Origin of the sequence: Flavobacterium sp. SORGH_AS_0622 (assembly GCF_030818825.1) — a bacterium.
GTDB lineage: Bacteria > Bacteroidota > Bacteroidia > Flavobacteriales > Flavobacteriaceae > Flavobacterium.
Genome location: NZ_JAUTAX010000001.1, coordinates 1,121,847 through 1,144,034, shown reverse-complemented (window position 1 = coordinate 1,144,034; position 22,188 = coordinate 1,121,847). Strand labels below are relative to the sequence as shown.

General features: G+C 40.3%; 21 protein-coding genes. 14 read left to right on the top strand and 7 right to left on the bottom strand.

Annotated features, from left to right (window positions below; all coding sequences use genetic code 11):
• The first annotated feature begins 8 nt into the window (after positions 1-8).
• Together QE431_RS04900 and QE431_RS04895 are read left to right on the top strand one after the other, a co-directional pair.
• Positions 9-1,397 carry a RagB/SusD family nutrient uptake outer membrane protein gene (locus tag QE431_RS04900; protein ID WP_307293220.1) on the top strand — a complete coding sequence of 463 codons (1,389 nt, stop codon included), beginning with the start codon at positions 9-11 and terminating at the stop codon, positions 1,395-1,397.
• A gap of 94 nt (positions 1,398-1,491) precedes the next feature.
• Complete coding sequence (locus QE431_RS04895) at positions 1,492-4,002, top strand: prolyl oligopeptidase family serine peptidase (RefSeq protein ID WP_307293217.1); 2,511 nt, start codon at positions 1,492-1,494, stop codon at positions 4,000-4,002.
• Between the two features lie 58 nt (positions 4,003-4,060).
• Here QE431_RS04895 and QE431_RS04890 read toward each other — a convergent pair whose 3' ends face one another.
• The 3 genes from QE431_RS04890 to QE431_RS04880 all read right to left on the bottom strand — a co-directional run bounded on the left by QE431_RS04890 (position 4,061) and on the right by QE431_RS04880 (position 6,419).
• Positions 4,061-4,330, bottom strand: coding sequence for a DUF6520 family protein (locus tag QE431_RS04890; RefSeq protein WP_307293214.1), 270 nt, complete (start codon positions 4,328-4,330; stop codon positions 4,061-4,063).
• Positions 4,331-4,391: 61 nt separating this feature from the next.
• Positions 4,392-5,999, bottom strand: a complete 1,608-nt coding sequence (locus tag QE431_RS04885) for a DoxX family protein (protein ID WP_307293211.1) — start codon at positions 5,997-5,999, stop codon at positions 4,392-4,394.
• A gap of 135 nt (positions 6,000-6,134) precedes the next feature.
• Positions 6,135-6,419, bottom strand: a complete 285-nt coding sequence (locus QE431_RS04880) for a hypothetical protein (protein WP_307293208.1) — start codon at positions 6,417-6,419, stop codon at positions 6,135-6,137.
• Positions 6,420-6,759: 340 nt separating this feature from the next.
• On the opposite strand from QE431_RS04880, the gene QE431_RS04875 reads away from it, so the two are divergent.
• The 3 genes from QE431_RS04875 to mobC are packed head-to-tail and all read left to right on the top strand — an operon-like array spanning position 6,760 to position 10,410.
• On the top strand, positions 6,760-7,149 hold the full coding sequence (locus tag QE431_RS04875; protein WP_307293205.1) for a plasmid mobilization relaxosome protein MobC: 390 nt from the start codon (positions 6,760-6,762) through the stop codon (positions 7,147-7,149).
• Positions 7,137-8,402 carry a relaxase/mobilization nuclease domain-containing protein gene (locus QE431_RS04870; protein ID WP_307293202.1) on the top strand — a complete coding sequence of 422 codons (1,266 nt, stop codon included), beginning with the start codon at positions 7,137-7,139 and terminating at the stop codon, positions 8,400-8,402. The genes QE431_RS04875 and QE431_RS04870 overlap by 13 nt, the downstream gene beginning before the upstream one ends.
• A gap of 19 nt (positions 8,403-8,421) precedes the next feature.
• Positions 8,422-10,410 carry a conjugal transfer protein MobC gene (mobC, locus tag QE431_RS04865; protein ID WP_307293200.1) on the top strand — a complete coding sequence of 663 codons (1,989 nt, stop codon included), beginning with the start codon at positions 8,422-8,424 and terminating at the stop codon, positions 10,408-10,410.
• Positions 10,411-10,474: 64 nt separating this feature from the next.
• Here the strand turns inward: mobC and QE431_RS04860 are convergent, their stop codons facing one another.
• Positions 10,475-10,894 carry a DUF1810 domain-containing protein gene (locus QE431_RS04860; RefSeq protein ID WP_307293196.1) on the bottom strand — a complete coding sequence of 140 codons (420 nt, stop codon included), beginning with the start codon at positions 10,892-10,894 and terminating at the stop codon, positions 10,475-10,477.
• A 162-nt stretch (positions 10,895-11,056) separates the two neighbouring features.
• Here QE431_RS04860 and QE431_RS04855 point away from each other — a divergent pair, with 162 nt between their 5' ends.
• Positions 11,057-11,353: a hypothetical protein gene (locus tag QE431_RS04855; protein WP_307293193.1), complete on the top strand. Its 297-nt coding sequence runs from the start codon at positions 11,057-11,059 to the stop codon at positions 11,351-11,353.
• Positions 11,354-11,426: 73 nt separating this feature from the next.
• Here QE431_RS04855 and QE431_RS04850 read toward each other — a convergent pair whose 3' ends face one another.
• The gene (locus QE431_RS04850; RefSeq protein ID WP_307293191.1) at positions 11,427-11,873 is read right to left on the bottom strand and encodes a response regulator; all 447 of its coding nucleotides are present in this window, start codon (positions 11,871-11,873) and stop codon (positions 11,427-11,429) included.
• A gap of 439 nt (positions 11,874-12,312) precedes the next feature.
• Here QE431_RS04850 and dinB point away from each other — a divergent pair, with 439 nt between their 5' ends.
• The 4 genes from dinB to QE431_RS04830 all read left to right on the top strand — a co-directional run bounded on the left by dinB (position 12,313) and on the right by QE431_RS04830 (position 17,751).
• Positions 12,313-13,494: a DNA polymerase IV gene (gene dinB, locus QE431_RS04845; protein WP_307300510.1), complete on the top strand. Its 1,182-nt coding sequence runs from the start codon at positions 12,313-12,315 to the stop codon at positions 13,492-13,494.
• A 6-nt stretch (positions 13,495-13,500) separates the two neighbouring features.
• Positions 13,501-16,554, top strand: coding sequence for a DNA polymerase III subunit alpha (locus QE431_RS04840; protein WP_307293188.1), 3,054 nt, complete (start codon positions 13,501-13,503; stop codon positions 16,552-16,554).
• Positions 16,555-16,695: 141 nt separating this feature from the next.
• Positions 16,696-17,322, top strand: coding sequence for an SOS response-associated peptidase (locus tag QE431_RS04835; RefSeq protein WP_307293186.1), 627 nt, complete (start codon positions 16,696-16,698; stop codon positions 17,320-17,322).
• A gap of 6 nt (positions 17,323-17,328) precedes the next feature.
• Positions 17,329-17,751: a hypothetical protein gene (locus tag QE431_RS04830; protein ID WP_307293184.1), complete on the top strand. Its 423-nt coding sequence runs from the start codon at positions 17,329-17,331 to the stop codon at positions 17,749-17,751.
• A gap of 112 nt (positions 17,752-17,863) precedes the next feature.
• Here QE431_RS04830 and QE431_RS04825 read toward each other — a convergent pair whose 3' ends face one another.
• Positions 17,864-18,037 carry a hypothetical protein gene (locus QE431_RS04825; protein WP_307293183.1) on the bottom strand — a complete coding sequence of 58 codons (174 nt, stop codon included), beginning with the start codon at positions 18,035-18,037 and terminating at the stop codon, positions 17,864-17,866.
• Between the two features lie 379 nt (positions 18,038-18,416).
• On the opposite strand from QE431_RS04825, the gene QE431_RS04820 reads away from it, so the two are divergent.
• The 4 genes from QE431_RS04820 (at position 18,417) to QE431_RS04805 (ending at position 21,416) form a co-directional block, all read left to right on the top strand.
• Positions 18,417-18,635 (top strand): hypothetical protein, encoded by a 219-nt coding sequence (locus QE431_RS04820; RefSeq protein WP_307293181.1) that lies wholly within the window; start codon positions 18,417-18,419, stop codon positions 18,633-18,635.
• 41 nt (positions 18,636-18,676) lie between these two features.
• Positions 18,677-18,856, top strand: coding sequence for a DUF3606 domain-containing protein (locus QE431_RS04815; protein WP_307293179.1), 180 nt, complete (start codon positions 18,677-18,679; stop codon positions 18,854-18,856).
• 138 nt (positions 18,857-18,994) lie between these two features.
• Positions 18,995-21,040, top strand: coding sequence for a DNA ligase D (gene ligD / locus QE431_RS04810; protein WP_307293177.1), 2,046 nt, complete (start codon positions 18,995-18,997; stop codon positions 21,038-21,040).
• A 61-nt stretch (positions 21,041-21,101) separates the two neighbouring features.
• Entirely contained in the window at positions 21,102-21,416 is a 315-nt protein-coding gene (locus QE431_RS04805; protein WP_307293176.1) for a hypothetical protein, read from the top strand.
• Between the two features lie 143 nt (positions 21,417-21,559).
• Here QE431_RS04805 and QE431_RS04800 read toward each other — a convergent pair whose 3' ends face one another.
• Complete coding sequence (locus tag QE431_RS04800; RefSeq protein WP_307293173.1) at positions 21,560-22,024, bottom strand: hypothetical protein; 465 nt, start codon at positions 22,022-22,024, stop codon at positions 21,560-21,562.
• Between the last annotated feature and the right edge of the window lie 164 nt (positions 22,025-22,188).

Here is a 22,188-nt window from a genome sequence, read left to right as displayed (position 1 = left end):
TACCCAAGATGAAAACAATAAATTCAAAAAAAATCCGTCTTGTAATGGTTGCTGCCTATGCAGGTCTGATTGTATCATGCACTAACTTCACAGACATAGATCTTCCGAAGTCTCAGCTTTCCTCTGAATCGGTATTTGAAGATAAAGGAACAGCTGATGCGGCCATGACAAATATTTATTCACAAATAAGAGAAAACGGACTGCTAACAGGGAACAGGGCCGGACTCTCTGCTCTGCTGGGACTGTACACCGATGAACAGCAATTTTACGGGCTTTCGGGCACGCCTCAGTCCAATTTTTATAATAACACGCTCTTTGCGTCCGGTACAGAGATTGCGGACCTATGGAACAGCAGTTATAATCAGATTTATGGTGCCAATGCAGTCCTTGAAGGAGTTGCCGGATCAGCATCTTTAAGCGCTACTGATAAGAGACAGCTTACCGGCGAAGCACTTTTTGTTAGGGCAATAATTCATTTTTATCTAGTGAACTCTTTTGGACCTGTACCCTTTATAAACAGTACAAATTACAAAACAAACAGCATCGTTTCACGAATGCCTGAAACCGAGGTTTATGGTCTGATAAAAAAAGATCTTGAGGACGCTGTCGGACTTCTTACTGCTGACTACATCGGTAGCGACCGGGTGCGCCCCAATAAATTTGCCGCTAAGGCGCTACTGTCAAGGATATGCCTTTACATGGAACTTTGGGAGGAATCGTCAGATAATGCTTCCGCTGTCATAAACCAGTCCGATTTGTACAAATGGCCTCAGTCAAATGAAGGCATTTTTTTAAAAGAAAGCGCCTCAACAATATGGCAGCTGATGCCGTCCTCGGCAGGTTCCAACACTTACGAAGGGAATAACTTTATTTTCCTTCAGGGTCCGCCTCCCAACGCGGCTGTTACATCGGAATTGATAAACGCATTTAGTGATGCTGATCTTCGTAAAAAGAATTGGCTTAAATCAGTCACAGACGGAACCTCAACATGGTATCATGCCAATAAATATAAACAGCAATCTGCTACCCCATCATCTGTAGAATACTCAATAGTGCTTAGGACGGCAGAACAATACCTGATCAGGGCTGAAAGCCGTGCGCATTCCGGCGACCTTATCGGTGCAAAAGAAGATCTGAATAAAATCAGAAATCTTGCCGGACTTGCAAATACTTCTGCGGAAACGGCGCAGCAATTAATTGACGCCGTACTGGAGGAACGCCGTCTTGAATTATTTTCAGAATTCGGTCATCGCTTTTTTGACCTTAAAAGAACTGGCAGGCTCGATGGCGTTCTTTCTCAGAAAAAACCTAAGTGGAAAACTAGCTGCAGAGTACTACCTCTTCCTCAATCTGAACTATTGCTAAATCCAAATCTTACCCAGAATGACGAATATTAATATCTTAAATAAAATTTGCTTTTGCAGGATTGCCTGTTTCATTTTTTGGTTAGTAATCTGTCCCCGTGCAACGGGGCAGGCTAACCAAAAACGTATGATTACATTTGATGATTACAAATTATGGAGTTTTCTTACTACTGATAAAATATCGGAATTTGGTAACTGGACAAGTTACAGATTGCGATATGGCTATCAGCAGACCGATACGCTTTTTGTACAGCACACTTTGAATCATAAAAAAAAAGCCTTTCCGCTCGGCAGAGAAGGCAGTTTTAACGGAGAACTTGATTTTGCCTGTATTTCTAAGGATACACTAAGGCTGATGGATCTTAAAACTCAGAAAATTTTAAAGAGAGATATGGCCGTTAGCTTTAAGTTTTCAAAAAATCAGAAATTTGTTGCTATCATTTTTAAGTCCTCTGATCAGAAATTTTCTCTGGAGGTCTTAGACAGAACAGGTAAAAGTCTCTTTACTGGATCACAAATCACTAGCTATGTTTTTGATCCTTCCTTAAATGGGGTTTTTTATGCAACTGAAGATAATAACAAATATGGCATTTCGATGCTTCTTTTTAAGGAATCTGTTGTCTGTAAACAGATTACTAAAAATCATTCAAATTCTTTTCAGAACCTGATATGGAAGGAAGAGTCTGTTGCATTTATTGAAAACAAGCCCGAAAATCCTTTGCTTTACAATTTCGAAATAAAAAAAGATAGGCTCAGCAGACTAGATCCCGATAGTACGCAAGGTTTTCCTGCCGGCATGAAAATTTCCAGTGAAATATACAGAAACCCTATCCCATCTCTGGATGGATCAAAGGTGTTCTTCTGGCTCAAAGAACCCCTTGCTGAGTCTCAGGAAAACAACTCAAATGGAGTGCAGATTTGGAATGCAAAAGATAAGCTTCTTACTGATTTTAAAAAATATATGCCATTTCCCAAGTGGGTGGACAAAATGGCGGTGTGGGATGTTAAAAACAGCAGCGTACGCCAAATAACCACACAGGAACTATCTGGCGGTTTTCTGAGCGCCGATTACAAGAATGTTTTTATTTATGACCCTTTTGCATATGAACCGCAGACCAGACAGAACTGTCCGTATGATTTATACGCCTTGGATCTAAAAGATGGAAAAAAGGAGCTTGTTACTGCGCATTATTTTCCAGACACTGCACCCGAAGGGTCACCTGACGGGAAGCACCTGTGCTATGCAAAAGAAGGACAGTGGTGGATTTACGATGTAGTCCGAAAAAAGAGTACATGTCTGACCTCTAGCTTATCAAGTTCATTCTTTATAGAAGACCTTGATATGCCCGCAGAAGAAGCTTATCATGGTCTTGCAGGCTGGACAAAAAATAATGAAGTGATACTGTACGACAGATTTGATATCTGGCTCATTTCGTTTGACGGTAAAGTAACTACGAGGCTGACTAAAGGAAGAGAAATGCAGAAGAAATACAGAATTAAAACTTTTGATGATAAAATGTATTACGATAGCACACATTACAGAAAATATCTGTTTGATCTCAGTCAAGGATTTCTAATTACATCGTCCAATGGAGAGACTGGGGAAACAGGTCTGGCCTACTGGGATCAGCAGTCAGGTCTTAAAGAATATGTGTGGGTCAACCGAAAGATTACGCAGGTTATTAAAGCTGAAAAGAAAAACGTATATATATATATCGACCAAAATTTTGTAAACGCTCCCAGACTAATGCTTTATAACAGAAAAGCCAAAGAAATATTTCAAAGCAACTCCCAGCAGAAGCATTTTTTATGGGGCAGAAATGAACGTATAGATTATACAGTCTACGACAAAAAAGTAAAAGGTATTTTGTTCTACCCCGCAGGGTATGAAAAAGGAAAAAAATATCCTATGGTCCTTCATGTTTATGAAAGCCAGTATTCATTTCTAAATGACTATCAAAATCCGTCTTTATTATTAGGGGCAGGATTCAATGTCACAAATTATAACGCTCAGGGTTACTTTGTTTTGCTACCAGACATTGTTTATAATTTTGGAGACTTACGCAAATCTGTCACAAAAAGCGTACTCTCTGCGGTAGATGCCGCAGTTGCAAAGGGAGATATTGAATCTGATAAAATAGGAATTGTCGGACATTCCTTCGGAGGCTATGAAACCAATCTCATAATTACACAAACTGGTAGATTTGCCGCAGCTGTTGCGGGTGCCGCATGTAGTGATCTGGTAAGTACTTATCTATATGTCGGCCCTTCATTCAGAAGACCTGATTTCTTTAGAACTGAAAATCATCAGCTGAGAATAGGCAAATCATTGTACCAAGATATGTCTGCTTATCTGCACAACTCTCCGGTACTAATGGCAGAAAAAATAACAACGCCACTTTTAGGATGGACTGGTGAAGAAGATAAGACGGTTTTTTCTATGCAAAGCATGGAATTTTATCTTGCGATGAGACGACTCAATAAGGAACACACTCTGTTGGTTTATCCTCAGGAAGGACATGAATTATATGGCAAAGAAAACCAGATCGATTTGAATGTCCGCATCATGCAGTGGTTCGATTACTACCTGAAAAACGGCAGAAAACAAGAGTGGATGCAGAGCGATTTTAATCGTTGATCAGATTAAATATACCGCCGCCTATCAATATAGGCGGCGGCACTATTTTTCCGCTTCGTTAATTCGGAGTATTTCTTTTAAGCGGAACATTACAACTTGCACCATCAGAATATAATTGCGTTACTCCATCTGGGGCTTTACAATCATAACCTTGTAACTCATTACAGTTCTGTACAGCAATACATTGAAAAGGATTGTTAATACGCTTATAACCCATCTGAGTTACAGATTTCGAACTTTTACCTAACGAACTAGTGCTGGCGGCACTTGCAAGTCCAAAGGCGATTACTGCTATCGGCAGTACGGTTTTTAAAACATTTGATTTCATAATAATAGTATTTAATAATTAGTGATCTACTCTTTTTTACAGGTTTTCGATCAAAACCCTGCTACTGGCCAGTAGATTGTCTGTATGTGTTGTTTTTATATTTGGAGATAATCTGCGAATCGATCTTATAACAGTCTATTTTATTGCCAATCAAAACATAAATCTTATCGTTATAAACTATAAAACTTTTCATTTTATGGCCTTCAAAATTCTGAATTGTGAAACTTAGTAGATAGCTTTTCGCCTCGAAGTCATAAACATCTATAATACTAGACCGCTTCCACATTCTGTCATCTTCATATTTGCCGGGAACTGCAGAGTTTACAAAGAGTAAATTTTTATATACACTAGAGCTTTTATTTACAAACTGCGGTGGACTTGAAAACTGTCTCTGCTGGTGTTTTGTATCTTTAGCAATATTTAATTTAGCCTGCGTTATAGTATCGATTGTAGTGCCTCTTGATGTAATTTTTAAATTTCTATCCGCAATGGTAAATTGATTTCGATACGCATACAGATAGATTATTTTATCAATCCCTTCACTATAAAGAAGCTGTCCATCCGTATCAAATACACCGTCAAATTGCTTTTGAAGGATTTCTGGGTTTAAGATGGTTCTACCTTGCTTCCCAATACTTATTACACCTAGGATTTTGTCACCTGTCGTTTTACTATAAGTCTCCACTGCGATTGCTGCCGAATCTAGGGCTAATGCAGTTCCAAAATATTCACCATTACTGTGGATAAGTACAGCTTTCCAGTCGCTGGTTTTTCCCCTGAAAACACATGGAACAGTACCATCGGTCACAAAAAAAAACGGACTTCGTACGCTTATTTTAACACCTCTGAACGGAAGATCTTTGCGATTTAAATCTATCATTTTTGAATTGATATTAATTAAATCTGTATTTAATGTCGTTACCATTAGAGGTGCTGTTATATTTCCCAAGTATATATGTAAACTGTCGACTCCCGCAAAGTAGAAAGAGTTCAATTTTAGATCTAAAGACGTTTCCTTACTAACGGGAGAATGCGGAAAACGTCTGGTGAGTTTATTATAGTAATGAATAACATTTTCAGAAAGCATAAACAATACTGATACTACGCAAAAACTGCTTATTGTTATGAGAGATAATAATCTAATGAGCCTTCTTTTTTTCATAAAATGAAATTTCATTTTGATACTTTCATTGTAAAGCAGAACTCCCAAAAATCCAAGAATTACAAATACCAGATTAAAAATCAGATGCGATTTCCAGTCAAGCTTTTCCAGAACACCGCCACAGGAACAGGGCACAAATGAGGTATAATGTAGAATTATAAAAATATACGCAGTAAACATTACCATTATTCCATAGGCCAAGAAAAGACCTATTTGCCTGTACTTTGGAACTACCAACAGAATGCAAATTATAAATTCTACTAAAGGAACCATCACAGCGAACCAATCTGCAAAAGCACTTAACAGAGGGGACTGTCCCAATTCGATTCTGAAATGTTGAAAATCCAGCAGCTTACTTGTAGCCGCATATACAAACAGCAACACAAAAAGCATACAAATAGATTCGATGATGATATTCCGTATTTGAGGTTTGATATACATAATAATTAAATAAGATGAAACAAAAACGATCACAAAATCTAAACAAATGTAAATCAGAAATTTCATGCGCAACATGTCAAAAACAAGCCAATAAGTTTCCAAAACGGGCAATTTTATCTAAGAACGTTTTTATAATAGAAATGCTTTATAAATGCATAGCATCCATAAAGCATTTTCACATTCTTATTAATAAAATTATTCTCAACCTGGCTGGCTGAAACTTAAAAGTTTGTTATTTAGTTCCACCAGACCGGCTTTCTGTAGACATTCCTGTGACAAGTTTTTAAGCTCTTCAAATCCTTCTGCTGTAATGTTTCCAAGAAGGCTCGATTCTTCCTTTTCAACCAATAGTCCCTTCTCGATTAAATGACTCAACAGTAATACATTTTTACGTGAAATCTTCAAATCCATTCTCACCATTTCATTCATGCCAGGGATACTTAGGATAGTATCAAATACCATGGCTGCAACATTTTTCTCACTCATAATTTCACCGTTTTAAATTAATAATCAACATGATAAAGATAGAAATACACCTTCAGAGTTTGATAAGTATAATATACTTGTCATAGGCTTATTCCAATCTTGTTAGTTAACTTCGTTTAGGTTTACCAGTTTTTTTTAAATGTTTACCAGAATTCAAAAGTGGATTTTATCATTAAACGTTTTGAAAACTTTCAAAAAAGCTGAAAGCCTGCTGTTTTATTTGCAGTCGGCCAGATGTCCGGTTGTATCACAACCGATATCTGGCTGCCCATTCGCTCGGAACTCGCTGGCAGAGATTTTTTAGGATTTGAAACTGTGTTAGAAATGAAAAGGATACAAAATGAAAGAGAAAAACACCAACCGGACCAGATGGATTCATCTGCGTTTGACACCTGATGAAATGAAACTATTACAAACTGAATTTGAAAAATCCCTCTGCCCAAAACTAAGTGATTATGCCCGAAAAAATCTGCTTGGAAAACCTATTGTTTTAAAGTATCGTAATCAGTCCGTCGATGATTTGGTCTTAGAAATATCAAGGCTGAGAACAGAACTCAATGCCATTGGAAATAATTATAACCAGTCAGTAAAAAAACTTCACTCACTGCAGCAAAATTCTGAATTTCAAAACTGGATTCTGTCATCACTGGAAGATAAAAACAAGTTGTTTGAATCCATTGAATCCATCAAAATATCCATGCTCAAACTCATTGAAAAATGGTTGCCGTAATTAATACAGGACAGTCAGTACGCCGCGTTTTTCATTATAATGAAAGCAAGGTGTCTGAAGGTGCAGCACAATGTATCGGTGCTGAAAATTATCCCGCCGACCATGATAAAATGACCTCAGCATTTAAAGTAAATCAACTGGTCAGTCAGCTTGAATTAAACGAAAACGTGAAACGGGGAAGTGTGCATATTTCGCTCAATTTTCATCCTTCGGAAAAAGACCTGAACGCTCAAAAATTAATGGATATTGCCCAAAATTATATGTCCGAAATCGGATTTGGAGAGCAGCCTTATTTAGTATATCAGCATTTCGATGCGGCACATCCGCACATTCACATAGTTACAATAAAAGTAAAGTCGGACGGTAAAAGAATTGATATGCAGAATATCGGCAGAAATCAGTCTGAAGCAGCAAGGATAAAAATTGAAAAAGATTTTAATCTTATAAAGGCGCAGGGCAGAGAAAAAGAAATATACAATGAGCTCAAACCTATTGATACAGTTGGCATACAATATGGTAAAATACAGTCAAAAAAAGCTGTTTCAAGGGTGCTTGATTTTGTACTGGACAATTATCAGTTTAAAAGTCTTGCACAGCTCAATGCGGTGCTTAATCTTTATAATGTTTCTGCTGGTCGAGGTTCGGAAAAATCAAGAACATTTAAAGCAGGCGGACTTATTTACCGGATATTGAACAGCGATGGAAAATATACTGGGGTACCGATTAAAGCAAGTGATTTTTACAACGAACCCACGCTTAAATTTCTGGAGAAAAAGTTTGAAGAAAATAAACTAAAAAATTCCAGACCCGGTACCCGTATTAAAAATGTCATCAGGAATATTTTCCATGATAATAAACCTGACCTGTCCCAGCTGGAATCTGAATTGGATAAGATGGGGATCTCTATGGTAAAACGCCTCTCAGCCGAAGGATTTTTATACGGTCTTACCTATGTTGACCATATTACAAAACATGTCTGCAACGGAAGTGAGCTTGGAAAAGAATTCTCTGCTGCAGCAATCTCAAAGAATTGCAGTGTTACAGAAAATGAAATTAAAAACAAATCGCTTTCTCCCGAAATAAAAACACTTTTGGAAATACAGGAAATACTCGACTTAAAGAAAATTTCTGGAACTGATCTGCAGGAGCTCATACAAATACTCACTGAAAAAGAATTTTACTCCGGTCATATCCCGAAAGAATTCAAAAGAAAAAAGAAAAACAGAAAAAGGAAAGGTCTTTCCAATAATTAATCAATTAAATTTTACAGTTATGAACACAGGGGAAAATGAACAGGCACTGAGAAAAATTTTAGACATGACGCGCCTAATCGGCATCATACTTTTAGGAATTCATTTTTATTATTACGGCTATCAGGTTTGTAGGCAGATTGGTCTTGTGTCACAATTCAGCGATAAAATCCTTGAAAATATTTATAAAGCGGGATTATTCAGTTTTTTTCACAAATCAAAGCTGCTAGCACTCCTATTTGTTTTTATATCTCTGTTGGGGGCAAAAGGAAGAAAAGACGAAAAACTAAAACTGAAAACGGCCCTGATATTTCTCATTGCAGGAATGTTTTTTTATTTTGCCAGCTGGTTTATTTTGCAGGTCCAGTACAATTTACAAATTGTTTTTCTGCTCTATGTAGTAACAACATCTTTGGGATTGCTTTTTATCATTACTGCAGGCACATTATTGACAAGAATTATAAGGAGAAGTTTAAACTCGCGTGATATCTTCAACAAGGAAAATGAGACCTTTCCTCAGGAGGAAAGACTTCTTGAGAATGAGTATTCCGTTAATCTTCCTGCCCGATATTATCTTCGCGATAAGATCCGAAAAAACTGGATTAATATCATAAATCCTTTTAGGGGAATTCTGGTCTGCGGGTCACCTGGATCGGGGAAATCTTATTTTGTTATACGTCACATCATTACCCAGCATATCGCTAAGGGCTTTAGTATGTTTGTTTATGATTTTAAGTATGATGACCTGACCAAAATCGTGTACAATACCTATCTAAAATACCGACATTTGTATAAAATAATGCCGCAGTTTTATGTCATTAATTTTGACGATCTAACCCGCACCCACAGGTGCAATCCGCTCGACCCCACTTCCATGACAGACATTACCGATGCAGCAGAATCTGCCCGGACAATTCTCCTGGGGCTTAACCGAGAATGGATCAAAAAACAGGGCGACTTTTTCGTTGAGTCCCCAATTAATTTTCTCACTGCAGTAATCTGGTATCTCAGAAAATTCAACGAGGGTGAATTCTGTACCCTGCCCCATGTAATTGAACTCATGCAGCTGGATTATAAAATTCTTTTTACTTTACTGCGTTCTGAAAAAGAAATTGAAGTGCTGATCAATCCATTTGTCAGTGCATTTTTAAATAATGCATCAGAGCAGCTTGAGGGACAGATCGCATCTGCTAAAATTTCAATGGCAAGGCTTTCTTCTCCCCAGCTCTATTATGTGCTTTCCGGAAATGATTTTACCCTTGACATAAACAATCCTGATGCTCCTAAAATTGTCTGCATGGGAAATAATCCGCAGAAAATCCAAACCTACGGGGCAGTCCTTTCACTCTATATCAGCAGGCTTATAAAGCTGGCAAATCGGAAAGATAAGCTTAAAAGCAGTCTTATTTTTGATGAATTTCCGACTGTTTATTTAAACAATATCGACAGTCTTATTGCTACTGCCCGGAGCAATAAGGTAAGTACAACTTTAGGTATACAGGACCTAAGCCAGCTCAAAAAGGATTACGGCCGTGAGCAGGCAGACGTGATTATGAACATTACTGGAAATATTGTCTCAGGACAGGTTACCGGAGATACTGCTAAACAGCTCTCCGAGCGTTTCGGAAAAATAATGCAGGACCGCGAAAGTCTTTCTATTAACAGTTCCGATACCTCGATAAGCCGTTCCAGACAATTGGAATCCGCAGTGCCGGCATCAAAAATAGCATCACTGAGTTCAGGGGAATTTGTAGGCATGACTGCCGATAATCCTGACTGTAAAATTGAGCTTAAGACATTCCACTGCGAGGTTTTAAACGACCATAATGCTCTTAGGCAGGAAATGGACAACTACAAGGAAATTGAACCAATCCGTAATCTGGACAATGCACAGGTGAACAGGAATTATACCATGATCAGAGAGGAAATCCATGAACTTTCTGAATGTGAAATGGACCGTATTTCCGAGAGCCGCCATCTGAAACATCTCATTATTAAGAAGAAAAATTAAACAGCTTACACGTAGTATTTTGATTTCCTTTTTAAATATCTGGACTGTCGGAAGAAGTTTTTTTTTATTGAAGTCCAAGGATTTCAATAGTTCTATCATCCCTTTCTCCATCATAGTATTTCTTAAGCACATGTAAAAAACAGGGAGATGCATTGGGCAGAAGGCTGAATAAAGTCATACAGGATCTCAGTTTTCTTTCGTCCGGTCTTCCCATAATTGCAAGTGCGCTTTTGTTATCGATCTCTAGCAGTGCATTTGTAATCTCAACAAGCCTTTTTCCCAGCACGGGATGATCGTAATACTGCTGTGCTTCATGAAGGTTCTCAATACCATAAAATATATTGTAATCCGTAAAACCCAGCCCTTTTATCTGCGGAAATATAAACCACATCCAATGTGACTGTTTGTTACCATTCTGGATTTCTTTAAGCGCATCATCATACGTTTTATTCTGGGCTTCAATGAATCGGTTAAGGTCGTACATAATTCATAAAAATTTTAAATGTTAAGAGATTTTTTAGTCCATATAAATTTACATCAATTAATTCAAAAATTACTTTTTAGCAGCAAAGCAATTTTTTAAAGTATCATGTTCTTCTATTGCTGAAACTTTGCTCAAAAAATGATTTTAAATTAATTTTGCCTTATGAATCCGGAAGAAATTAAACGATACTTTGAAAGCAGTCCCCCGCCTTTGCAGGTTGACTGGAAGCCATGGGCCAAAATCACAGACTCGCAGCTTTTCCTAAAAAGCTGTTACACAGGAATACGCACCTTTAATGGGCCGCTAGACATGTGCCCGGCATGGTGGCATCTGAGAGACTTTTATATCCTTATGAAAAAAACAGCCCAGCAGGATGCCGTGCAGAAAACAGAAGAAGCTGCCGCCGGACAGTCTGCTGAAAAAGCTCCTGCACAAACTGAATCACCTCATAAGCTATAAGTATTTTACTCAAAAAAAAAAGCCCTGCAAATATGATGCACGGCTTTTTTTGAATTCTAAATTTATTTTTATTTCAAGTAAGGAAAAACTGCTTTTTATTCCAGGAGGCATTCCACTCCAATGTGAGGATTTCTGCAAGAAGACTTTTAAGTCCATGAAATGTACTGGGCTTAACGGCGTAAAAATCGGCTCCTAATTCAAAAGAGAGCTCAACATTTTCAATATTGCTGCTTGTTGAAAGCATAATTATTTTCATCTGTTTCAAAGGATCTTCTGCATTTCGTATTTCTTCAAGACATTCAAAACCGCTTTTACCGGGCATATTAATATCAAGAAATACAATTTCTGGAATTTCTAACTGGGGACTGTACAGGCAGTCTAAAAGCTTCTGCCCGTCTTCGGACTGTTGCACTTTAATGGGCAGATTGAGCTCAGTGACCGCATCCATAAAAAGCATTCTGTCGTCCTCATCATCATCTGCGTGAAAAATAATCTTATGAGAATTCTTTTGTTGTAACATAGCTTAGAAATTTATGCAGTTACAGAAGACTAGAATCTAAAAATCTGCAAAAGCTTTTTATAAATATACAAGCACTTGAAAATCGATAAACAATCGAATTATATCCGTGGAGCAATTGATAGCTTACAAATATACGCAAATTACTTACAAGATAGTCATTAATTTTATATTTAACATAAATATGACAAAAGGATAAGTGAATTTAACTGCGGAATTTTCACTCCTTATAAACATATACTGACTTCACTCTTTTCAAAAAAAATCTCATTTAAATTGACGATGCGTAAATTCTGAATAATCATTTTTGGCTGTAAAAAAATGCTTTTCAAATCCCCTGCAAAATAAGGATTTTAGAATTTTGTTACTATTTATAACATTATATATTTTAAAAATGTTATTATCTGTTACTAATTTTGATGGGTATAAACGGGTAGAAATTATGACAAGGGCAATTGTACACATCGACATGAACACGTTTTTCGTTTCCTGCGAAAGACTCACCAATTCTGAACTTAACGGTATTCCGCTGATCATAGGCGGTGGAGAAAGAGGGGTTGTGGCTTCGTGTTCCTACGAGGCCAGAAAATTCGGCGTGCGGTCCGCCATGCCCATTCACATGGCCATGAAATTGTGCCCGCAGGCCAAAATCATGAAAGGCGACATGGAATTGTATTCCAGGCTTTCCCACGACATTACTGAGATAATCCAGGAAAAAGCGCCCGTAGTAGAAAAGGCTAGTATTGACGAGTTTTATCTCGACATCACCGGAATGGACAAATTTTACGGCAGCTACAAATGGACCAATGAGCTGGCGCAGCGTATCACAAAAGAAACAGGACTGCCCCTCACCTTTGCACTTTCAATAAACAAAACGGTATCCAAAATAGGGACAGGTGAAGGAAAGCAGAAACAGAACCTTGAAATCCCGGAGCATCTGGTGCAGTCTTTTTTAAATCCGCTTTCGATCCGCAAAATCCCGATGGTCGGCGAACAGACCTTCCAGCTGCTCTCAAGGATTGGGATCCGCACCATCCGCACACTTGCAGAAATGCCCGCTGACGTGCTGATGCAGATGATCGGAAAAAACGGAATTGAACTCTGGAAAAAGGCTAACGGCATTGACAACAATCCCGTTGAACCTTACACGGAGCGGAAATCCATTTCCACCGAACATACTTTCTCCCAAGATACCATTGACATCCCTAAACTCAACAGGGTGCTTTTGGGAATGGTTGAAAAACTCGCTTTTCAGCTGCGTTCGGAAGAGTGGCTGACCTCAACGGTCACGGTTAAAATCAGGTATGCCAACTTTGATACCGAAACCAAACAGTGCCGGGTACAGTACACCTCAGCGGATCACATACTGACTAAGACAGTTCAGGAACTCTTTGATAAACTCTACCAGCGCCGAATGCGCCTGCGCCTTATCGGTATACGTTTCAGCGGACTGGTCAGGGGCACCTATCAGATTGATCTTTTTCAGGATACAGAAGAAATGCTTGCCCTCTATCAGGCAATGGACCGCATGAAAAGCCGGTACGGCTTTGATGCGGTAATGCGGTGCGCAGGCGCATCTTTCAAGCCCAACACTAAAAATGAAATCCTAAAACGTAAACCCTGAGAAGCCATGTATCTCAACTGCCACTCTTTTCATTCCCTGCGTTATGGAACCATACCGCTGGACGAGCTCGTGCCCCAGGCTGCAGCCTGCGGGGTCACCGCGATGGCACTTACCGATATTAACACGGTAACAGGAATTTACGATTTTATTAAGCAGTGCAGCAAGGCAGGCATCAAACCTATTGTAGGGATGGAATTCCGCTCGGAATTTCAGCTTCGCTATATAGGGCTTGCCCAAAACGCCACCGGGCTCGCCCAGATGAACCGATTTTTGACAGCACATAATTTTGAAAAGAAACCGCTTCCTGAAACGGCGCCTTTTTTTTCGGATGTTTTCGTAATCTACCCTATGGAGAATGCGCCTGATGAGCTGCGCCATAATGAATACATAGGAATCCGTCCCGACCAGCTGCAGAAGCTGGTGCTCTCCCAATGGAGAAAGCGCACTGCAGATATGGTTATCCTTCAGCCGGTTACTTTCCGTACCAAAAAGGAATACAACCTTCATCGCATCCTGCGCGCTATTGACCGTAATGTAATCCTCTCCCGACTGGAAACCGGGGATACCTGCAGCACTTGCGATAAGATGATGCCGCTTGATGAGCTTTTGGAATTTTACAAAGAATATCCACAGATCATCCAAAATACGCAGAAAATTATTGATTCCTGTAATTTTAGCTATGATTTCCAGACACCCAAAAATAAAAAATACTACACCAATAACAGAAAAAGCGATATCGACCTTCTTACCTCTCTGGCTAAACAGGGACTTGTATGGCGCTACGGTGTAAAAAACATTCGGGCAAGGGAGAGAATGGAAAAAGAACTCAAGGTAATAAGCCAGCTGGAATTCAGCGGCTACTTTCTGATTACGTGGGATATCATCCGTTTCAGCAACAGCCAGGGTTTTCTGCATATCGGCAGGGGAAGCGGCGCCAACAGCATTGTGGCCTACTGTCTGGGCATAACAGATATCTGTCCTTTGGAACTGGATTTATATTTTGAACGTTTTTTAAATGAAAACCGCAAAAGCCCGCCCGATTTTGATATCGACTGGAGCTGGAAGGAACGCGATGTTATTCTGGAATATATCTTTAACCGTTATACTTATGAACATGTGGCCTTTTGCGGCACCAATGTCGAATTCAAATACCGTTCTATTTTCAGGGAAGTCGGAAAAGTATTCGGCCTTCCTAAAGAGGAACTCGATATGCTTGCTAAAAATCCGATGAAATTCCATGAGTCAAATTCAATTGTAAAATTCGTGCAGGAATACGGTATGATGCTGGAGAAATATCCCAACCAGAGAAGCATGCATTCCTGCGGCATTTTGATTTCTGAAGAGCCTATCACTAATTACACGCCCCTTGAAATGCCTCCAAAGGGATTTCCAATTGCGCTCTTTGACATGCACGTGGCAGAAGATATCGGCTTTGAAAAATTTGACATTTTGAGCCAGCGCGGCATCGGACATATCGATGAGAGCGTAAAACTGATCGAAAAAAACAGGGGGATACGTATCAACATTCGTGATACTTCATTATCAAAAAATGAAGCTGCCGCTAATTCCTATCTGGCACAGGGAAAAACAATTGGCTGTTTCTACATTGAGAGCCCTGCCATGCGCGGACTGCTCAGAAGGTTAAAATGCGACAACTATAAAACTCTTGTTGCGGCCTCCTCTATAATTCGCCCTGGTGTGGCACAGTCCGGTATGATGAAGGAATACATATTCCGCCATAATCATCCGTCAAAATTTGAATACTTCCACCCGGTGTTTCAGCAGCAGCTTGGGGAGACCTACGGCATTATGGTTTATCAGGAGGATGTCATTAAAATTGCCCTTCACTACGGCGGGCTTCCAGCTGCAGACGGCGACATTCTCCGCCGTGCTATGTCAGGAAAAGGGAGATCTAAAGCTGCACTGCAGAAAGTGAAAGAGAATTTCTTTGCCTGCTGTGAAAAGAAAGGACATCCGCGCCAGCTCAGCGAGGAAATATACCGCCAGATAGAATCCTTTGCCGGTTACTCCTTCTGTAAGGCGCACTCTGCTTCCTATGCGGTTGAAAGCTACCAGAGCCTTTACTTAAAGGTCCACTACCCTATAGAATTCATGGTGGCGGTAATCAACAACCAAGGAGGTTTTTACAGGCTGGAAATATATGTGCATGAGGCAAGGATGGCAGGGGCGGTAATCCATAATCCATGCGTGAACAAAAGTACTTTTGAGACCACCCTTTATGGAAATGATGTATATCTTGGTTTTATGCACCTGATGAGCCTGGACTCAAAAATGGCACAGTTTATAGAATCTGAACGCAGCAGAAATGGGGATTTTATCTCCCTGGAAGACTTTATTAACCGAATTCCCATGGGAATTGAAAGCGTAAAGATCCTGATTTTCATCGGTGCATTCCGCTTTACCGGAAAAACTAAAAACCAGCTGCTGGTAATTGCAAGCCTGCTTTTAAATAATTTCAAGCCGGAGAACAGGACACCGATGCTGCTGCAGGAACCGGTAAAAGAATATAAACTCCCTACACTTGAAAGGTCATTATTTGAAGATGCATTTGATGAAATCGAGCTTCTGAGCTTCCCTATTTCCTGTACGGTCTTTGATCTGCTCCAAACAAAACACCGCGGGGATGTAAAAGTACGCGACCTTCCGTCCTGCCATAAAAAACAGGTTCGGATGCTCGCCTATTTGATTTCCACCAAACAGGTCCCGACAAAAAAAGGCAATATGTATTTCGGCACCTGGATCGATAATGAGGGGGCATATTTTGACACGGCTCATTTTCCTGACTCGCTTGTGCAGTACCCATTTAAAGGCGGAGGCTGTTACCTGCTGCTTGGGACAGTGGAAATTGATTACCATTTTCCAACCATTACCATTCATAAAATGGCAAAAATGCCGTTTATTCCCGATCCCCGCTATATGGATTCCAAAGACCAGTACAGGACACAGGAGCTTATCCGCGAAGATGTCAGCACGACCGAAAGGCTTCCCTATCCTCAGGAGCATGAAATCAATCTGCCAAGACATAAAATGAAGATATGATAACTTTATAACATTTACAGCCTGCTGCAATATAGCGCTTTAACTTATATTTTCTTAAATTTGATGGAAAGGCGCAGAAGCACAGCTTAAAAAAGCTGCCTATTTTAAAACCGAACATCTTACAGAACTAAATTATATCTTATGTGTTATTATACCCAGCAGATGTCAACGATAGACCAGGTAAAAAAAAGATTTCATATCGAAATTGATAACGAGGAAACTTTCCTGCAGACAGATTTCATAAATGGTTTTGCCTATCCCAACCTGCCCGTGATACTGGATATCAGGCCAGATCTTGTCACCACGAACTATACTTGGGGATTTCTTCCCTCATGGGCTAAAGATAAGGACTTTCGAAAAAACACGCTCAACGCAAGGATTGAGACTATTGATGAGAAAGCTTCCTTTAAGGACAGCACCGAGAAACGCTGCCTGATAATTGCAACTGCCTATTACGAGTGGCGCTGGCATGATGAGAAGGGAAAATCCAAACAGAAGTACCAGATCAATTCGCAGGACGAGGAAATCTTTACTTTTGCCGGCCTTTACAATACATGGACGGAACCCTCGACCGGTCAGGAATTCAATACCTACACCATGCTTACTACAGAAGCAAACGAGGTAATGCAGTATGTGCATAACCATAAAAAAAGGATGCCGATCCTTCTGAACAAAAATGACGAAGCATCCTGGCTTGACCATTCAGTGGCTGTCTCTGAATTTGCCTATCCTTATGAGGCTAAAATAATTGCATTGGAATCAAATTAAGCATATATGCAGCACGATATAGATTATTTCAAAGGACTTAGCAATCAGGAAATCCACGAGCGGTTTAAAAAAGAGCTGTACTCGAAAACCGAATTTTTACAATACAATGATCCGGATGATTTTTTCGATCCCGAGCAGGAATACGGCGATCATATAACACGGTGCATTGAAAATGAAAAACAGTTTATAAAAGAAATAATCAGCAATTCAGCCGCCCAAAACGGCGTGATACTGAGCAGAGAAGAAATTGAAACAATCAGCAGGATTAAAAGAGAGCAGCTATACAGTGAAGCCGGAACATTGATTGATGATTATATAGAGCAGGTCTCAGTAACTTATATTGATCCTGTGCGCGAATGCGATCACAAATATCTGCTGCAGCGCTGGCTGTGCAAAGGCCTGAAATATATGCGCTCGCTGATCAGATAATACCGCTTTAATTCGCAGTCTGAATATTGGGCATCTTTATCAAAAATCATGAAAGCTCTGCCTCAAACATTTAATATTTTAGATAATTTTTTTAGATTTTCTCCCTGTCATCTTATAAGTATATTGTAATGTCTTTTTCGTCTCTTCGGATTTCAGCACGGCATTCTGTAAGCATATTCAAAGCAAGCGTCTCCACCTGCAATTCGTCCAGCCCTTCATATACAATGGGATGTTCCGTATCGAAATGGATATCTATAAAGGTAAGGCCTCGGCTGACTGCTTCCATATCGTCGCTTATGATATCACAGTGATTGTCGATTTCCCGCCCAAAATATTCTAACTGCGTCAGCCCACGGTTGAAATAAGTGCGGCAACAAAATCACTTGAAATACTTTCGGGCAGTACAGTTTTCGCTGCCGATAAAACCATAGTATGCTGTTCCATGAGATTGTTTTTTTTTGTTCAACACTCTAATTTACAAATTATTAAATAAATTTTCTAGAAAACTTTAAGCCAATTTCATTTTAAAAGCAATCACCTTCTTTTTATTAGCGATGTGATTATTCCGGCGCATGATAATTAAATAACATCTTAAAATAGTCCTGTAAGCACATTGCACCTTATCTGCTTAATTTTAAGATGATTAATTATAAAATACTAACATCATGGAAAATAGAAATAATTTCAGTGCTGAAGAACTGCAGAAGTGCCCATATCATCAAATGCTCAGCGCACAGCAGAAGGAGGGCGAAAATCAGAATGAAAATACAGGGGACTGGGGAGATATCGATGAAAGCGACCAGGATGGCACCAGCCCTCACCGCAATGAAAAAAACAGCGGTAATCCATCAGATGCAGGCTCGGGCAAAAACACAAACACCTGACCGGTGATGAAATAAATTATTAATTCTAAAATCAAATGACCATGAGCGACGATTTAAACAAAAAAGGACAGCAGGACCGGTCACGCATTAATATGAACGAGGATCACGAGATAGCCTACTGGACAGAAAAATTCAATGTCAGCAGGGAAGAACTGCAGAGAGCAGTTGACCAGGCAGGAAATTCTGCCGATGCTGTTGCGCAGGTGCTGCGCTCGAAATAGCACAAGCCTGTACTTTATACAAATCCCCGTCATATGCCACATATGCAACGGGGATTTTTTGTCTTTTGCTTCCAATGAGCGGCAGCGTTACATATCGCAGCTGGCTTCACATTTTATTTATTATTCAAAACAATGAAAATGGCAAAGAAAAAAACTTCAAATGGCAGTCAGGAACTGAAAGCACTTCTGCAGGCCGGCACGCCCGCTGCAATGCTCGCAGGTATAAAGCCCATGCTGGCCACACTGGTAAATGAGCCCTTCGATGATCCCCTTTGGATTTATGAGGTAAAATGGGACGGATACCGCTCGATCGCCTATATCAATAAGGGAGAGGTTTCACTTTCCTCCCGCAACAATAAACCTTTTACCGACAAATATTATCCAGTCACAAACGCATTACAGCACTGGAAAAAAAATGCTGTACTGGATGGGGAAATTCTGGTAATCCAGGAGGACGGAAAAGCAGATTTCAGCGCGCTTCAGAACTGGCGCAGCGAAGCGGACGGGCACCTGGTTTTTTACGTTTTTGATATTCTGTGGTACAACGGAATCAACCTTATGGATTTGGAACTCTCCCAGCGCCAGCTTATCCTAAAACAGATAATCCCAAGTGTTGACGACAGGATCCGCCTGAGCCAGCCTTTCAGCGGCGGGATAGACTTCTTTGAGACTGCCTCAAAAATGGGGCTTGAAGGCATTATGGCCAAAAGGAAAGATTCCCTCTACAGCCCTGACAGCCGAAACAAACAGTGGCTTAAAATCAAGGCAAACAAAAGACAGGAAGTCGTTATTGCAGGATATACCAAAAATGATTCTTCTTCCAAGCTTTTCAGTTCGCTCCTCCTGGGTGTTTATCAAAATGGACAGCTGGTCTATACGGGCAAAGTCGGGACCGGATTTACCGATAAAATGCAGCGTGAAATGATGGATCAGTTCAAACCGCTTGTAACCAAAACAATTCCCTTCGCATCAGAGCCGGATATAAACAAGCCGTCACGTTTCCGTCCCAACCCTCCGCATGCCCAGGCAGTCTGGCTCAAGCCCGTTTTGGTCTGCGAGGTCAGCTTTGCAGAAATCACCTCTGACGGGGTTTTCCGCCACCCTTCTTTTGAAGGCATGCGAAGCGATAAAAAAGCAGGTGATGTCGTACTTGAAAAAGAAGACTCGGCTTCATCCATCGTTAAAGATGCTAAAACCGGCAGGAAGAAGTCCGTCTCCTCGCCTCTTACGGCGCCCGGGAAATCCGCGCGCGGCACTCTGCTGAATCCGTCAGAGGAAACGCAGACCAAGAAAATTAAAGGCCATAATCTCACCTTTTCCCACTTAAGCAAAATCTATTGGCCAGAGGACGGTTTCACCAAACGTGACATGTTCAACTATTATTATCAGGCCGCAGAATTCATCCTGCCCTATCTCAAAGACCGTCCTTTGTCGCTGAACCGCTTTCCCGGCGGTATCCACGGCAAAAGTTTCTACCAGAAAGATGTCAAAGGAAAAGCTCCCGAATGGGCAGATACTTTTCCCTACACCACAAGTGACGGGGAAAGCAAGGAATTCCTTGTCGGGGACGATGAAAAGACACTTTTGTATATGGCATCGCTCGGCTGCATTGAAATGAACCCATGGTTCAGCCGCGTGCAGCATCCCGACAATCCTGATTACTGCGTCATTGACCTTGATCCGGACCAAAATACTTTCGAACAGGTCATCGAAGCTGCCTGCGAGGTTAAAAATGTACTCGATGCGCTGGAAATCACTGGCTATGTGAAGACATCCGGCTCAACGGGAATTCACATTTATATCCCGCTGGGCGCCAAATACAGCTACGACCAGTCGCAGATGTTCGGCAAAATGATCGTATCGATCGTTCATTCACAGCTTGCGGATTTCACAAGCCTGGAACGCCAGATTAAAAACCGCAACGGAAAGATGTACCTTGATTTTCTGCAGAACCGTCCGGGTGCCACTATCGCATGCCCCTATTCGCTTCGTCCTAAACCGGGAGCCACGGTATCCATGCCCCTGCACTGGGAAGAGGTTAAAAATGGACTGGCAATGAAAGATTTCACCATCGAGAATTCCATCGCCCGCATGAGATCCGAAGGCGACATTTTCAAAGGATCGCTCAAAAAAGGAATTGATATGAAAAAAGCGGTGGCAAAAGCCCAGAGCATCTTTTTTTGAATTTTCGTATTTTGAAATTCAAACAGATAAAAATGCATTTTAATAAATAAAAAATTTAATTATGACCACAGCCTATTTTCTTACCGGATCATTTAATGGCCATGACAATGATTTTGAGCTCAAAGTTACCGTTGCAAAATTGGAATCCTCGGGACAGCCGGATACGTATCAGGCTGTGCTGACCGATCTTGCTGACACCAGTAAATATCTCTGGGCCACTTCGCAGCCAACATTTTTAAAGTGCCTTGATGCAATGGAAGAATTTTTTGCCGACAATTTTATAGTACTTTACAGCAAGATACTCACCTCGGCAGAACGTGACCCGCTGATCGACAAGGAACTGGAAGGGTTTATTTTAAACCATCTGGAATATTAGCAGCTTAGTGGCGACCGACCATTTCCCGCAGCTGGCTGTTCACTATTCAAATTTTTAAGCCGGTTGGATGTAAAATATAATCTTCCGGTTCAACAGGTCCGTGGAAATTTAAGGTCATGAACTAACTCCTGCAAAATAATAAATCAGTCCAGTATGCCTTTTCCAAATATCTTCTCTATTTGGAATATATAGCTGTTCAATATCGGCGTTGACAGGAAAAATCGGCTCACTGCCGCAGCTTTTGCATCGGTTTTTTGATTGTCAAATGACCGTTCCAGCAGCGCCGTGTAATCCCGAAGCTGGTCTTCATCCAATATGCTGCGCAGCTCCCTTTCGGTATTCACATAGGATTTGAGCATCGGAAAATCATTGTTATTGTCCTCTTCATATCGGTCAAGACCTGCTTTTACTGCATCAAATTCACTTCTGAACAGCAGCAGAACCTCAGCCATATTATGCCCGTAAAAGATATTGGGTACCAGTCCTGCTTTATAATTTGCATAATGCTCCTGAGAGGACATCGGATTCTCGAGATACTGTTCAAAGGTCTGTATTCGAAATATATAATCTGTTTCAAAGATATTGCGGTCCTGATAATCAATATTCATATGCTTGGCATTTAATGTTATATATAAAAATAGCGAATTTTTTATTTGCATTCAACTATTAATTTCGTTCCTTTCAACTTGCAGTTGGCGGTAAAAAATCGCTGTAGTTTCTTAAGATTTAATGCTTAAATTTGTGTAAGCGGCGCAAAGTGCATTGAGGCTTG